Here is a 14,451-nt window from a genome sequence, read left to right as displayed (position 1 = left end):
GCCGACGTCTCACCTTTCCTTGGCTAATGCGCTTGATCGATTGCCGTCAGCGGCGCGGAACGCGTCCGTTGCCGAAATCCGTTATCCGGAATCAGCCTTTCAACTGGCGGGACAGGTTGGCCATCTCGATGGCCGATGCCGCCGCTTCCCAGCCTTTGTTGCCCGCTTTCGTGCCGGCGCGTTCGACGGCTTGCTCGATGCTGTCGGTCGTCAGCACGCCGAAAATCGTCGGAACGCCCGTCTTCAATCCGATAGCGGCTACGCCTTTGGCCGTCTCGTTGCAGACGAAGTCAAAGTGCGGCGTCGAGCCGCGAATAACGGCGCCAAGCGTAATAACGGCGTCGTACTTGCCGCTCTCGGCCATCTTCTGGGCGATGAGAGGAATTTCGAAAGCGCCGGGTACCCAAGCGACTTCAACCTCATCCTCTTCCGCTCCGTGCCGCTTCAGCGCGTCAAGCGCTCCGCTCAGCAAGCGGGAAGAGATGAATTCGTTGAACCGCCCGACGACGATGCCGTATTTTAACCCTTTGGATACCAAATGTCCTTCGTAAATAACTGCCATTTCAATCATCCTCTCGATTTATCGTTCGCTAGTGCGCTATTTTAGATATTGTATTCCGGATATTCGCCCTGCTCGTACTCGTCCAGCCCGTCATCCGCGAAAGAGAGCAAATGCCCGAGCTTTTTCTTTTTGGTATGCAAGTAGCCCGTGTTGTCCTCGTTCTCTTCCATTTGCAGCGGCACCCGCTCCACGACGTTCAGGCCGTAGCCTTCCAAGCCCTTGATTTTACGCGGGTTGTTCGTCAGAAGACGAATGTCGCGAACGCCGATATCTTTCAATATTTGGGCTCCGATGCCGTAATCGCGCAAATCGGCCGGGAAGCCCAATTTCTTATTCGCCTCGACCGTATCCAACCCCTGCTCCTGCAGCTGGTAGGCCCGCAGCTTATTGATCAAGCCGATGCCTCGGCCTTCTTGTCTCATATAGAGAAGAACTCCCGCCCCGGCTTCGTCGATCTGCCGCAGCGCGGCTTCAAGCTGGGGACCGCAATCGCAGCGATGGGAATGGAAGACGTCTCCCGTCATGCACTCCGAATGGACGCGCACGAGAACAGGCTTGCTGCCGTCGATCGTCCCTTTCACCATCGCGATATGTTCCTTCGAATCGACGTCGTTCGTATAAGCGATTGCGCTGAACGTGCCGTAATCGGTCGGCATCCGCACTTCTACTTCGCGATGAACGAGATTTTCGGTTTCGTTCCGGTAACGAATGAGAGCTTCGATCGTGATCAGCTTCAAATCGTGCTTCCGGCTGAATTCCGCCAGATCGGGAAGACGCGCCATCGTTCCGTCTTCCTTGATTACTTCGCAAATGACCGCTCCGGGAGCCGAGCCGCACATGCGCGCCAGATCGACGGCCGCTTCCGTATGGCCCGCTCTCCGAAGAACGCCGCCATTCTTCGCAATTAGCGGGAAAATATGTCCCGGCCTGCGAAAATCGACCGCTTTGACGCTCGGATCGATCAGCGCTCTGACGGTAGCCGCTCTCTCGGGAGCGGATATCCCCGTCGTTGTCGATACGTGGTCGACCGAGATGGTGAACGCCGTGCCATGATAATCCGTATTGTGACCGACCATCGGCGGAAGGTCAAGCTCTTCCGCGCGTTCCGGCATAATCGGAACGCACACGAGACCTCTCGCTTCCGTAATCATGAAGTTGATCACTTCGGGAGTCGCTTTCTCCGCAAGGGCGATCAGATCGCCTTCATTTTCCCGATCTTCGTCATCGACGACGACGACCGCCTTCCCTAACATTAAATCTTTTATCGCATCTTCGATCGAATCGAATGTGATGGTTTTCATCTCTATCACTCCCCGTTCTTTCTGGACCCGTTAAAGTATAAAGCCGTTATCGCGCAATACCGCCGCCGTTAATCCGCCTGCGCGGGCCGCCGCCCGCGGCGATTCTCTTAAGGTAAGCCAATGATCGACGTACTTTCCCAAAATATCGCATTCGATATTGACGGAAGCACCCGCCGACTTGAACTGGAGGACGGTGTCCTTAAGGGTGACCGGAATGACGGAGACGGTGAACGTGCCCTTCTCGCTCTCGACGGAAGCGACGGTCAGGCTAATGCCGTCCAGCGTAACCGAGCCTTGCGGGACGATCGTGCGGAACAGCTCGGCCCGGTTCGGCTCGACCTCGAAGTAAACCGCGTTCGACTCCGCCTTCCGCGAGACGATCGTGCCGGTTCCGTCGACGTGCCCCTGAACGATATGTCCGCCGAATCTTCCTCCAGCCATCATGGCCCGCTCCAAATTAAGAGGGCTGCCCGGCTTCAATTCCTGCAAATTCGTATGGCGGAACGTCTCGGGCATCACATCGGCCGAAAACGTCGAGCCGTCAAAGCCGACAACGGTAAGGCACACGCCGTTGACCGAAATGCTGTCTCCCAGCTTCACGCCCTCCAGCACCTTCGAAGCGGCAACGGTAACGATCATCGCTTCGCCCCGTCTCTGCACAGAGCGCAGCGTCCCTATTTCTTCAATCAATCCGGTAAACATCCATGATCAGCTCCCTTGAAACGAGTTCATATCCCGTCATCCGTCGCTTTATTCGCAGACGGCTTGGGATAACCCGTTACGCACCAGTCGTCGCCGTATCTTTCAATCGCTATCCGCTCAAGCTCAAGCGCCGAAGACATCTCGGCGGGACCCTCGAATGCGAATGCGGACGGAGAGCCTTCCCCTCCGACGATTTTGGCGGCATAGAACAGCATAAGCTTGTTTACGAGCCCGGCTTGAAGCATTGCGCCGTTCAAAGCGCCTCCTCCTTCGAGAAGGATGGAGCCGATCTCTCTCTTCCCAAGCTCGCTGACAGCCAGCTTCAAGTCGACGGACGGTCCGTCGCCGCAGCGAATGACGGTGACGCCCGGGTTTTGAATGCAAGCGCGTTCCTTCGCGGGATCCGCGCGCTCAGTCGTCAATAGAATCGTCGGCGACGCATCGTTCAGAACACGGGCGCCTGGCGGAATGCGCAACGATGAATCGACGACAATCCGAACGGGATGAACGCCCGGAACCGTCAGTCTCGTCGTCAGCTCCGGATCGTCGGCAAGCACCGTGCCAATCCCGACCATAATTCCTTGATTGCGATGGCGCAGCGTATGAACCGCTTCTCTCGCCTCGGGACCGGTAATCCATCGGCTGTGGCCGGTCCGAGTTGCAATCCGCCCGTCCAGCGTCAGCGCCGTCTTGAGCGTAACGAACGGCAGCCCCGTCACGATGTGGTGGTTGAACTTCTCGTTCTGGAGCCGCGCTTCGTCTTGCAGCAGCCCTACGGTCACCTCGATGCCGTTCGCCCGAAGACGCTCGATTCCTTGACCGGCCACGAGACGATTCGGGTCCGTCGTCGCCACGACGACTCTTGCCACCTTCTCGGCGATAAGCCTGTCGCAGCAAGGCGGCGTCCTGCCGTGATGGCTGCACGGCTCAAGCGTCACATAGGCTGTCGCGCCTTCGGCATCCTTGCCTGCCATATTAAGCGCATGGACTTCGGCATGCGCCTCACCTCTTTTCAGATGCGCCCCCATGCCTAGAATGCGGCCGTCTTTGACGACGACGCACCCGACGACGGGGTTGACGCCGGTTTGACCGGAAGCCCCATTCGCCAACTGCAAGGCGAGACGCATGTAATACTCATCGTTTAGCAGTTCCATGCTTCGCCTCCTTCCTTCTTATCGACTCTTCGGAAAACAACAAAAAGTCCCCGCAAGCGCAAGACGCTAACGGGACATGTAGGCACAGCGATAAAAAAGCCTCTACATTCGCGGCACGAACGGCATCGCTAACAGAACCGGAGTCTAGTCGTAAATCGACCGAACAGCCGAGTCCTGGGCGCAATCCGACGTTGTGAAAAAAAGAACAAATCAAAGCGTTCTACTTCTCGTCTAGGGTATGCGCCAAGATGCGTACGTGACGCGGCAAGGCCGCGCTGCGCTTCCTTCTCCCATCCAGACTGTCACTGTCGGTCCCGGAATTGCACCGGGTCCACCGCCGTCTCCGCGATTCGATCGAAGGAGACAGACGGGTCACGGACTGACGGCGGCACGCGAACGATTGTCGTCCGCGCCGCGCCGATCACCGCCGGTGGGGAATTACACCCCGCCCCGAAGGTAAGCTGCTAATTGAAAGTTAGTTTACCACCCGACGAGGAAAATTGCAATTCCGACCGTCGAATCAATGGGCCCAGAAAACGAGCGATTTCATGTCGCGTTCGGCGCCAAGCTCTAGCAGCCGATTCCCTGTATCGGTCTCAAGCACGGGAGAACCGTTCCATTCGTCGATGACGATTTTGGCCTTTTTTTGCCTGCGAAGCATGACGTAGAGCACATTTTTCAATAATGCCGCTCCCGAGTCTTCGGCATTCTCCGCATCGTCGGCGGCTGCCCGAAAAATCCTTTTTCCGTTATTTTCGATCCAGTAAAGCCATCGTCCGCCGTACAAAACCAAATAGTTGCCTGGTTTTCTCGAATACTTTTCCTTGTGTGCGGAATGAGGCCAGTCGGCTGCCAATCCATAGGGATTCGCAGGATCGACCGAGCTCAAGACGGTAAGCGCCACCTGCCCAAGTTCCGGCAGCGGCTGCCGCATCGAATCCGCCGATTCCTTCGTCGAGAATTGAAGGGACGCTTCTCCGCGCAAATAGGCGCCTCGGGTTAATGTCCCCCACTCCTCCAGCCTGATGAGAACGGGGTATATCGCATCCCATGAGAACGGAGTCAGCTTGACGAGCTCTTTATTGATCATGCCGAAGCTTTTCATAAGATGGCCCGCCCATTGAACGGCCGACCGGCCAAGTACGTCCTCTTGCTTTCCTCCACCGGATCCGGATGGAACGACGGCTCGTCAAGCTCGCCGATCCAGTACCATCTTCCGAAGCCCGACCCGAATTTCGAGGAGCTCTTGCCGCCTTTGGCATGCAACGAGAGACGAAGAGGCGCGAATTGATCGTTGGACGCTCTTCCTTCCCATACGAGATCGAGCAAATCGGCCAGAACCTCGGAAGGAGGCTTGCCTTCTTCCCTGCTAAGCTTGGTGAGGAAGCTCGCTCCCTCTTCCTTCAGCTTGCGCAGCAAGCCCGGATGCTTGGTCGGAGTATCCGCCTTATGAATCGCTTGAATGAACGGAGCGAGCAGTTCCTTGGACTCCGCCAGGAAAAAGGCGACTTTCCCTTCCTTGTCGCCATCTTCCTTGCGACCGATCCAGATCACTTCTCCGGAACCGCACAGCAAGTCCAGATCCTCTTTGCGATAGGCGGATAAACGGAAGGAAACAGAATCGTCTCCCACTGGGACAATGGTGCGAACAACCCCTGCAGCGCAGCGATAACCGTGCGCAGTCCGTCATAGCCTTGCTGCTGGCTGCCTTGCAGCGCGTGCTGCAACAGAGCGATATGGCCGCACCATCGTACCGGATCGACCGGCTCGGTCTGCCGCCGGGCTTGTCCGACGGAGAGCCGAATCAACCGCGATGCTACCTTCGAGCTCGTCCAGATGCGCTCTTGATCGTCGGCGGCGTGAGGCGATCTTTGCAGCCGATCCTGCGAAATCAGCTCGTTGGCTATCCGAGTGGCCTCGGCCAAGGTTAAGACCGGATAACGTTCGCACAGCTCAGGTTCGGTAAAAGAGAGACGATTGTCCGCGTAGCGGCCGACGATGAACGATACGGAGTCCGCCGAACTCGGAAAATGCTCGTAAAGCTCTCTTTCATCGGCGCAAATCCAGCGAAGCTCGCCATCTCCCGCAATATCGAGAGGAGTGAGGCGGCCTCGTTCATGCATAAGCTCCAGCCATTCCAGAGCGCCGGCTCCCGCCAGCTTGCTTATTTCGGCTGCGGTCATGTCGCCACGACCTTTCAGCAGCGGCACCAAATCTTCCGCGCGCTCAAGCGCCCTATCCGGCTCGGCGAGCCGGCGGCTTTCCTCGTCGACGATCGTCGACGGCACGGCGCTCCGGGCGGAGTCGGCCCCGAAAAGCTGCTGTGCCAGCTCCTTGCTGACGCTCATCAATTGAAGCTTGAGCGTTTCGTCGATGCCGTCTCCCTCGTAAATCCGCATATTCACGTAATCCGCCAAAAATTTGGATGCGAACGGAGAAGGATGTCCGGTTTCCCGCACGACGACCTCTATCTCGCCGTCGCGAATGTTTTCCAGCACTCGCTTGAGACGATCGCAGTCCAAATATTCGTACAGACATACCTTCATCGCTTCCCGCAAATAGGGGAACCGTTCCGCGTACGGCATCGCGTCGCGCAGCAGCTCTTCGCTTCGAAGGCGCTGCTGCCAGAGAGGAGTTCGAGTAAAGCTGCGAGAAAGGAGCAGCGCCGTCTCGGCGATTCGTCGGAACGCGACCGCGAGAAACGGGGAACCTGCGATCGCCTCCGTCAGCAGACTCTCCACGTTCGAAGGCGTCACCTGGCTGATCGTCCGCAGCCACGACGCATCCCATTCCGGCAGCACGAATTCGATGCCGTCGTCCTTGGCGTTCCCATACATCCGGTACGGCAGCAGCTGCTCGAACTGGCGCTCGATCGCAAGCTGCCAAGCCCGATTGACCCGGCGGCCAAAATGATTCAGCACGATAACGTGCGTCTGGTTCGTCAAGTCCTTGTACGTCTCGATTACGATGCGACGGTCCGTCGGCAGCTCGCTGGCTTGACTCTGCGAACGGATCGTCCCGATGAGCAGATCCGCGGAGTCGGCGTCCATCCCGTACCGTTCCGCAAGAAAGCTCATGATCTCCTCTTCGACAGAGCGGGTATTATCCTCCGTCACCGAATGGCCGGACGCCAGCCGATCCGTCATTTCCCGTAAAAATGCGCCGATCCTTGCGCCCAATTCATAAGAACGCGATCCCGATTCATTGCGCCAAAAAGGAACCTCGCTGAACCGGTTCGCCGCTTCGCTGACGTAGACGCGGTCCTTTCGGATGTCGCGAATTATCCATGAGCTCGTCCCAAGCTGGAACACATCGCCAACCCGGCTCTCCTGAATAAACTCTTCGTCGAGCTCTCCGAGGTGGACTCGGCTGTCAAGATGATGTACCGGATAGCCGCCGCTTTGCGGAATCGTACCCGCGCCCACGATCGCAGCCATCGCGGAAGCGCCGCCTTTCCTGCGGACCGTCCCATCCTCTCGATCCCATTCGAGCAGCGGGCGCGCAAACGGATAAAAGCCGGACAGCACTTGCAGAAGCTCTTCCAGCCTTTCGCGAGGCAAGTCGAAATAGCTGTCGCTCCGCACAATCAGACCATACAGCTCGGCAAGGCTCCAATCGTTCATTGCCGCCATCGCCACGATTTGCTGGAGAGCACGTCCATCGCCTGGCGAGGGACGCGTATTTCCTCGATATCCCGCGCGGCGATTTGCCGGCTTAGCACGGCGATTTCCGGCAAGTTTCCTTTTTGCCGCGACAAAATAACGCCTCGGCTCGTTTCCCCGACCGCGTGACCGGCGCGGCCGATTCGCTGAATGCCGGAAGCGGCCGAAATCGGGGAATCGATCTGAATGACGAGATCGACGTGTCCGACATCGATGCCGAGCTCCAGCGACGAGGTGGCGACAATGCAGCGCAGCTCTCCGGCTTTCAGCAGCCGTTCGACCTCCAGCCGTCTTTCCCGGGACATGCTGCCGTGATGGGTGCGGGACATCTCGTAGCCGACATGATCGTTCAGCCGCAAGCAAAGCCGCTCGCAAAGCCTGCGGCTGCCTACGAACAACAGAACGGAACGGCATCCCTCCATAAGCTCCACGATTCGGTCAAGCAGCGGGAGCCACACTTGCTCGCGGGACGATGCGACTCTGCTCGGGTCGGGCATCGTTACGGATACGCTCAGCGCCTTTTCCATCGCGCTCTCGACAACGGTTACCGCACGCGGAAAATAACCGAGCGGGTGTTCCGTGCCTCCCCGCTCGCCGGAAGGCTCCCAGCCTCCCAGAAATCGGGCGACTCGTTCCAAGGGCTTTTGCGTCGCAGACACGCCGATTCTTTGAACAGGCCGCCTGCACACCCATTCGAGCCTCTCGAGCGACAGCGTGAGATGGGAGCCGCGCTTATCCGCAGCCATGTCGTGAATTTCATCGACGATTACATGCCGGACGGTGCCGAGCATGGCGCTCCCTTTTTGCGACGTCAGCAAAATATACAACGACTCGGGGGTCGTCACGAGCACGTCCGGCGGCCGCTTCAGCATCGAAGCGCGAGCGGCGGAGCTCGTGTCGCCCGTCCGCACGGCGCAGCGAACGCCCGGCCAAGGCCGGCCGCTTCTCGCCGCCCTGCCGTCCAGCTCTTCGGTAAAGCGGGCAACATGGTGGAGAATGTCGTTGTTTAGAGCTCTAAGAGGCGTAATATATAAAATTCGAACGCCCGGATGCCATCCTGCGGCAGCTCCCGCTTCATCGGACTTCTCCAGCTTCGCCCGTACAAGCTTGTCCAGACACGGAAGAAGCGCGGCGAGCGTCTTGCCCGACCCCGTCGGTGCGGCAATGAGCGTATGCCGTCCGTCCATGGCCGCACTCCAGGCTTGAAGCTGAACGTCCGTCGGTTCTCCGAACGATTCCGAGAACCATTCGCTTACAACGGGATGAAACGACAGGCTCTTCAACGTCGTCAAAGCACCGGCTCCCTCTCGTTTTGATGCCTAAAGCATACCACAACTTGACTTTTGCCCCAATCCGAGTAAAACGGTCTCTTTTTTTATCGTCAACTTACCGATAATCATATATGATAAAGAAAATATCCCTAACGCCGAAAGGTGGACTAATGACGAACTATGAACGAATCAACCGCCGTCCTCGTCAAGCGTAACAAATTGTTTGCCCGCATTTTGTGGGCGATGCTCGCGCTCGGCATCGCGTCCGACCTGATGATCGGAGCAAGCTTCAACATTATTATGACGTTGCCGTCGTCGGAGCCGTCACCTGCGCGATCGCGACAATCATGGCGTACAAGGAAATCGGCAGCGGGTACGTCATGTACGTCGTGCGACCATTATCTCGGTTGTCACCTTTCTGCTCATTAACGGAGACACCGATCCCGTTCCCGGCACTTATTTTCTCGTGTACATGAACCTCGCCGTCATGACGCTACATGAATTACCGTCCGATTCTCTTTTCAGGCTTGCAAGGCATACTCATCACCACGTATTTCTACTCCGATCCCTTTTTCCGCGAAGCATGTGTTTCCCAGACAGGATGCCAACAAGCTGCGCCCTTTTCCTAATATCGAGCAGCACCGTTCTTCGATCCTCCGCCATTCGGCGTCGCGTCGCGAACCCTTTTTCCTCCAGCTTATCGCACAATGCGGGTGATCCGCTCCCGAGGTCAGATCAAGCTGTTCCGCCAGATCGCCCAGCTTCTGTTCTCCGTCTCGCACAATCTTGCTCAGCACGAGCATGCCGGCAACGCCACCCCTTCAATCGCGATTTTGTCGCGTTCCTTAACGAACTTTCTGACCATTCGGCGAAAAAGCCAGTCGATCTCTTCAAGTCGTGACCACTCGTTGTCCACCATACGCTCCTTTCCTTCTTGGCGCCCGACCCCTTAATCGACAAAAAAGACCCCAACTTCCTCCCCTATCAGGAGTGCGTTGCGGCCTTTGGCGGTCCAATCGGCATATGAAATTATTTTAACGCTCATTTAATGAGCGTTGTAATACTGTGAGCTAATATTAAATCCATAATTCACATATGTCAAGTCGGAATTAAAAAAGCAATCCTAGCTTGGCCCAAAACCGGAATCAGTGCTTGACCCATGATGATGTTGGCTGGAGCGCGTAAGAGTGGAAGGCCGTTTTGTACGATTTTTCATACAAGGAACGGTCTTTTTTCAGGCGATGACAGGTGTTTTATATGAAAGATCGTACAACTTTTCGCTTTTTTGGATGCCATCCACGATTTTGTGTGATTTTTCGTACAACATGCATCGAGTGGAGCAGATTTGGGGGCAACTTGTGTGAAAAATAGTACAAATCACGCCAAGCACTGATTTTGAGGTAGAGCCCTAGCTTTATGAGAATAAAAAAAGAGGACTCCTGTTACGTACAGGAATCACCCTTTTGCCGGCTGCTTGGCAACCTTCTTAACTTAACTGGGGGCCTGGCTATCCCTTCGCCCCCTTAACGGATTTCCGAAGGACTCTTTCCCGTATATTGCTTGAACTGGCGGCTGAAGAAAAAGATGTCCCTGTAGCCGAGCGCGTCCGCCACTTCCGTCACGTTCATGCCCGCATGGATGAGCAGGTGGTGTGCGCGGTCGATACGGCTGCGGATCAGGAAGGTTTGCACCGACATTCCGATCAGCTCCTTGAACTTGATCGAAAAATACCTGGACGACAGCCCGGCGCGCGCAGCCAAATCGTCCACCCTGTGCGGAACTCCCGGATGCTGCTGAATATAGTTGGCGATCTCGTGGATGCTCTCGGTCAATTGGTTGCTCGCCTTTTTTTCCACCGGCTCTTCTCGGTCGTGACGAAGCAGGTGAATGACGAGCTGCTTCAGAATCAGCCTCGCCTCTTCCTCTGCCGCGAAGGTGCGCACGAGAAACAGCCGGACATACCGCGCCAGCAGCTGCTCGAAATCGAACGTATCGCCGAGCGCCCGATATGGCTCCGGCACCATGGAGACCGGCTCCGCGATGTCGAAATGAATGTAAGTAAGCACTAGCGGCTTTTGAGGATTGTGAGTGGCGCTCGTATGGTCTCCCGGACGAAAACAAAAAGCAGCTGCCCTTGCCCACTGCATAGGGCACATCGTTCAGAATGACCTCTCCTTCTCCGCTCCAAACGTAAAACAAGTCGTAGTTAGCTAACGGCTTTTCCCGTTTTTGCCATTTCCATCCCGGTTCGCAGACGATTTTCGCAAACGCGGGCTTCAGCAAGAAAGCCGAAGGCGACGCTTCCAGCATCCGTTATCCCTCCCGAATCGTTTCCGCCGCTTCTCGCATGACGGAGATTCCTTCCTCGATCTCTCTCTCTTCCAGATGAGAGAAGCCGAACAGCGCCGCTGGAGCTCCTGCGGTCGAAGAGCTTCCGCTATGGGCATCATAGCCCGTTCCGTCCTTCCATGCAACACCTCTTAAGCGGCATTCCCTCTTGAACTCGCCGTAACTCTCCGAATCTCTGAGCCAAATCGCGTACAAATGAAGGCCCGCATCGGAAGGCGCGATTCGGAACAGTCCCGGAAGATCGGCTTCCAGCCGTTGGCGGAGCATGCTTTCCAGCCGCCCGTACGAACGCCTCAGCCTCTTCATGTAACGGTCGTAGCCTCCATCGGCCATCCAGTCGGCCAAAGCCTCCTGCTCGGCAACTCCAACCGGATAAGGATCGTACAGCTTCTTGGCCGCGAGCATCGGTTCCCGCAGCTGCTTCGACGGCACGACCGTAACCGATCCGCACCTCCCTGCGCATCGAACGGGAGAACGTTCCGATATAGACGACTCTCTCTTCCGTGTCCAGAGCTTTGAGCGGCTCAACGGGACGGCCGCCCCACCGAAAATCGCTGTCAAAGTCGTCTTCCACGATCCATGCGCCGCGCCGGGACGCCCAGGACAGCAGCGAAAGTCTGCGATCGTAGGTTAGGACGGCGCCCGTCGGAAACTGCCGCGTCGGGTGACGAACAACAGGTCCGCGTCCCAATCCTCAGGAACAATGCCGCATTCGTCGACGTTCCCTTCCACGCACCGCGCTCCCGACATTCTCACGGCTCGCCGGATGCCCGAATAGCCCGGATTTTCTACGACAGCGTTCGTGCCTTCTTCGAGAAGAATTTGGCTCACAAGGGCAATCGCCTGCATGGAGCCGCTAGTTAGCACGATATCACCGGGATCGCACGTTATGCCCCGTTCGCGCCTTAACCGGTCCGCGATGGAGCGGCGCAGCCCCATGCTCCCGGCCGGATCGGAGGAACCGTCCTCCCCGCTCGCGCCGAGCTTCTTCCACCGCGCGGCCGTTACCGCTCGCCATTCCGCCCAAGGGAACCACCGCGAGCCGATGCCTTGGGGAACGAACGACACGCGAATGTCGGCACTCCCAGCCTCGTTCGCACCCCGTTCGGTCAGTCGTTCCTCCTCGTACATAGCCGCAATTCGTTTCCCCCACGACGACAAGCGCGGAGCGGCCGGCGCCGCTCTATCTCCGTCTTCGCAACGGTTATTGTCCGGGCGCTTCGTGCCCGGGCTGCCCGCCACGAACGTACCTTGTCCGATTCCCGCGCGCAAGTAGCCTCCCGAAGCCAGCATATCGTAAGCCAAGCTGACGCTGCCACGCGACAAACCGTATTCGGCAGCGAACGTCCGGGTCGACGGCAGCCGTTCGCCGGGAGCGAGCGTTCCGTCGGCGATAGCTTCGCGGATCGCTTCATACAAAGCGACATGCTTAATGCCGAATCGGGCCAGCTGTCCCGAGTAATCAATCGGAAGCAAAGCGCCTCCCCCTTATGTAACCGTCTAATTGGACCAGTCATTTTAATGTAAATTGGATCTTTTCGCCTGTCAATGAAAGGATTACACTCGATTTCAATACCAATACGGATGGGCGCGAACATGCGCAGACAAGAGTTCGAAGTATCGGAGAAAGCGGAATGCGAAGCTTTTCTGAGAGAGAAAAATGACGGGGTGCTGACGTTCATCGGAGGAGAAGACGGATGGCCGAGGGCGGTGCCTCTCAATTACGTTTATTTGGACGACGCGGTCTATTTTCACGGAAGCAAGCAGGGGGAAAAAATGAACGGACTCGCCGCCGATCCCCGCGCGGAATTCGTCGCTTACGAGGCGCACGCGTTCATTCCCTCCCATTTTTCCGATCCTTATCTGGCTTGCCCGGCAACCGTCTTTTTCCGCTCGGTTCGCATTCGCGGAACCGTCGAGCAGGTCGAGGATGCGGCGGAGAAAGCGGCGGCTCTCGGCGCGCTGATGGCCAACATGCAGCCGGAAGGCGGACATGCCCCGATCGACGCGGCAGACCCCAAATATACGTCTTCCTTGCGCGGCGTATCCGTCCTGCGGCTGGACGCGGCGAAAATGACCGGCAAATTCAAATTCGGCCAAAACCTTAGCGCCAAACGGCGGGAGCAAGTGCTGCACGGCTTGGCGAATCGCGATCGTCCGGGAGATGCGGACACCGCGAACAGAGTGCGGGAGCATGCGCCGGAAATCGATCGGAGCACCTGATCGCTCCCATTTGCAAAATTCCTCTCAAAACGAGCCATTTTCGATGACGGTCGCCTCTCGGTTGGTGTATAATATCACCTAATGACTCGTGAGCCCAATCGGACGCGAGAATGAACGATTTTGGAAGGATGGAACGTATGAACCCCCTCGCCCAGCAGTTGAACGAGACGCTCGCCAAGGAAAATCCCCGTGCAGCCGAGATGCTTTCCACGCTCGGAAAAGCGATTTATATGCCAAAACTGGGGATTCTAAGCCAATCCGCCGAAGCGAAGCAGAAGGCCAAAACGTATAACGCGACCATCGGCATCGCTCTGGAGAACGGTCAACCGATGCATCTGTCCGTCATTCAAGATACTTTGTCCGCGTATGAACCTAAGGACATTTACGAATACGCTCCTCCGGCGGGCAAGCCGGAGCTTCGCACCGTATGGCGCGACAAGATGCTGCTGGAAAATCCGACGATCGCAGACAAAGCGATCAGCCTGCCCATCGTCACGAACGCTTTGACGCACGGCCTCAGCATCGTGGCCGATCTGTTCGCGGAAGCGGGCGACGCCGTTATTATTCCCGACAAAAACGGAAAACTACGAGCTGACGTTCGGCATTCGCCGCGGCGCCCGCATCGTGGAATTTCCGCTCTACGACGGCGACAACAAGTTCAACGCGGCCGGACTTCGGGACGCTCTGCTCGCCCAGAAGGAGCGCGGCAAAGCGATCGTCGTGCTCAACTTCCCGAACAACCCGACCGGCTACACGCCGGGGGCGGAAGAAGGACGCGCTATCGCGCCTCTCAAAGATGCGGCGGACGCCGGCATCAACGTCGTGGCCGTTACCGACGACGCTTACTTCGGCCTTTTCTTCGAAGATTCTTTGCAGGAGTCGCTGTTCGGACAGCTGTGCGGCTTGCACGAGCGCATTCTGCCGATCAAGGTCGACGGAGCGACCAAGGAAGAATACGTATGGGGCTTCCGCGTCGGCTTCATCACTTACGGCGGCTTGTCCGAAGCGTCTCTGTCCGCACTGGAGCAAAAAACGCTCGGAATTATTCGCGCCACCATCTCCAGCGGACCTCATCCTTCGCAGACGTATCGTCCTCCGCCGCGTTGAAATCGCCGGAGTTCGCGAAGCAGAAGGAAGAGAAGTTCACGTTATGAAAAATCGCGCCAACAAAGTGAAGCAGCTTCTGGACAGCGGCAAATACGGCAACGAATGGACATACTATCCGTT

General features: G+C 57.2%; 11 protein-coding genes, 3 pseudogenes and 1 riboswitch. Of the genes and pseudogenes, 2 read left to right on the top strand and 12 right to left on the bottom strand.

Going from position 1 to position 14,451, the window contains the following annotated elements:
- Window positions 1-91: 91 nt before the first annotated feature.
- The 12 genes and pseudogenes from ribH to D3H35_RS03615 all read right to left on the bottom strand — a co-directional run bounded on the left by ribH (window position 92) and on the right by D3H35_RS03615 (window position 12,477).
- Window positions 92-562, bottom strand: a complete 471-nt coding sequence (ribH, locus tag D3H35_RS03655) for a 6,7-dimethyl-8-ribityllumazine synthase (protein ID WP_119147800.1) — start codon at window positions 560-562, stop codon at window positions 92-94.
- A 41-nt stretch (window positions 563-603) separates the two neighbouring features.
- On the bottom strand, window positions 604-1,863 hold the full coding sequence (locus D3H35_RS03650; RefSeq protein ID WP_119147799.1) for a bifunctional 3,4-dihydroxy-2-butanone-4-phosphate synthase/GTP cyclohydrolase II: 1,260 nt from the start codon (window positions 1,861-1,863) through the stop codon (window positions 604-606).
- 30 nt (window positions 1,864-1,893) lie between these two features.
- Complete coding sequence (locus D3H35_RS03645; protein WP_119147798.1) at window positions 1,894-2,565, bottom strand: riboflavin synthase; 672 nt, start codon at window positions 2,563-2,565, stop codon at window positions 1,894-1,896.
- A 26-nt stretch (window positions 2,566-2,591) separates the two neighbouring features.
- A complete protein-coding gene (ribD, locus tag D3H35_RS03640) occupies window positions 2,592-3,719 on the bottom strand; it encodes a bifunctional diaminohydroxyphosphoribosylaminopyrimidine deaminase/5-amino-6-(5-phosphoribosylamino)uracil reductase RibD (RefSeq protein WP_119147797.1) in 1,128 nt (375 codons plus the stop codon).
- A 278-nt stretch (window positions 3,720-3,997) separates the two neighbouring features.
- Window positions 3,998-4,181: riboswitch (FMN riboswitch) on the bottom strand.
- A gap of 58 nt (window positions 4,182-4,239) precedes the next feature.
- Entirely contained in the window at window positions 4,240-4,824 is a 585-nt protein-coding gene (locus D3H35_RS32030) for an Lhr family helicase (protein WP_233567750.1), read from the bottom strand.
- Window positions 4,821-5,294 carry a hypothetical protein gene (locus D3H35_RS32025; protein WP_233567749.1) on the bottom strand — a complete coding sequence of 158 codons (474 nt, stop codon included), beginning with the start codon at window positions 5,292-5,294 and terminating at the stop codon, window positions 4,821-4,823. Before D3H35_RS32025 ends, D3H35_RS32030 begins: the two co-directional genes overlap by 4 nt.
- Window positions 5,270-7,342 (bottom strand): DEAD/DEAH box helicase family protein, encoded by a 2,073-nt coding sequence (locus tag D3H35_RS32020; protein ID WP_233567748.1) that lies wholly within the window; start codon window positions 7,340-7,342, stop codon window positions 5,270-5,272. Before D3H35_RS32020 ends, D3H35_RS32025 begins: the two co-directional genes overlap by 25 nt.
- The gene (locus D3H35_RS32015) at window positions 7,339-8,673 is read right to left on the bottom strand and encodes a DEAD/DEAH box helicase (protein ID WP_233567747.1); all 1,335 of its coding nucleotides are present in this window, start codon (window positions 8,671-8,673) and stop codon (window positions 7,339-7,341) included. Before D3H35_RS32015 ends, D3H35_RS32020 begins: the two co-directional genes overlap by 4 nt.
- A gap of 606 nt (window positions 8,674-9,279) precedes the next feature.
- Window positions 9,280-9,571 (bottom strand): annotated as a pseudogene (locus tag D3H35_RS03630) (MarR family winged helix-turn-helix transcriptional regulator); the annotation flags it as partial.
- Between the two features lie 604 nt (window positions 9,572-10,175).
- Window positions 10,176-10,962: pseudogene (locus D3H35_RS03625) on the bottom strand (helix-turn-helix domain-containing protein).
- Between the two features lie 3 nt (window positions 10,963-10,965).
- Window positions 10,966-11,529: an aminotransferase-like domain-containing protein gene (locus D3H35_RS03620; protein ID WP_147355734.1), complete on the bottom strand. Its 564-nt coding sequence runs from the start codon at window positions 11,527-11,529 to the stop codon at window positions 10,966-10,968.
- A 102-nt stretch (window positions 11,530-11,631) separates the two neighbouring features.
- A complete protein-coding gene (locus tag D3H35_RS03615; RefSeq protein ID WP_119147795.1) occupies window positions 11,632-12,477 on the bottom strand; it encodes an aminotransferase class I/II-fold pyridoxal phosphate-dependent enzyme in 846 nt (281 codons plus the stop codon).
- 120 nt (window positions 12,478-12,597) lie between these two features.
- Between D3H35_RS03615 and D3H35_RS03610 the strand changes: the two genes are divergently transcribed.
- Window positions 12,598-13,224 (top strand): pyridoxamine 5'-phosphate oxidase family protein, encoded by a 627-nt coding sequence (locus tag D3H35_RS03610; RefSeq protein WP_119148086.1) that lies wholly within the window; start codon window positions 12,598-12,600, stop codon window positions 13,222-13,224.
- A 137-nt stretch (window positions 13,225-13,361) separates the two neighbouring features.
- Window positions 13,362-14,451 (top strand): annotated as a pseudogene (locus tag D3H35_RS03605) (aminotransferase class I/II-fold pyridoxal phosphate-dependent enzyme); the annotation flags it as partial.

It is taken from the genome of Cohnella faecalis (genome assembly GCF_003570905.1).
Taxonomy (GTDB): domain Bacteria; phylum Bacillota; class Bacilli; order Paenibacillales; family Paenibacillaceae; genus Cohnella; species Cohnella faecalis.
Note: the sequence above shows the minus strand (reverse complement) of the source record. Positions and strands in the feature narration are given on the sequence as shown.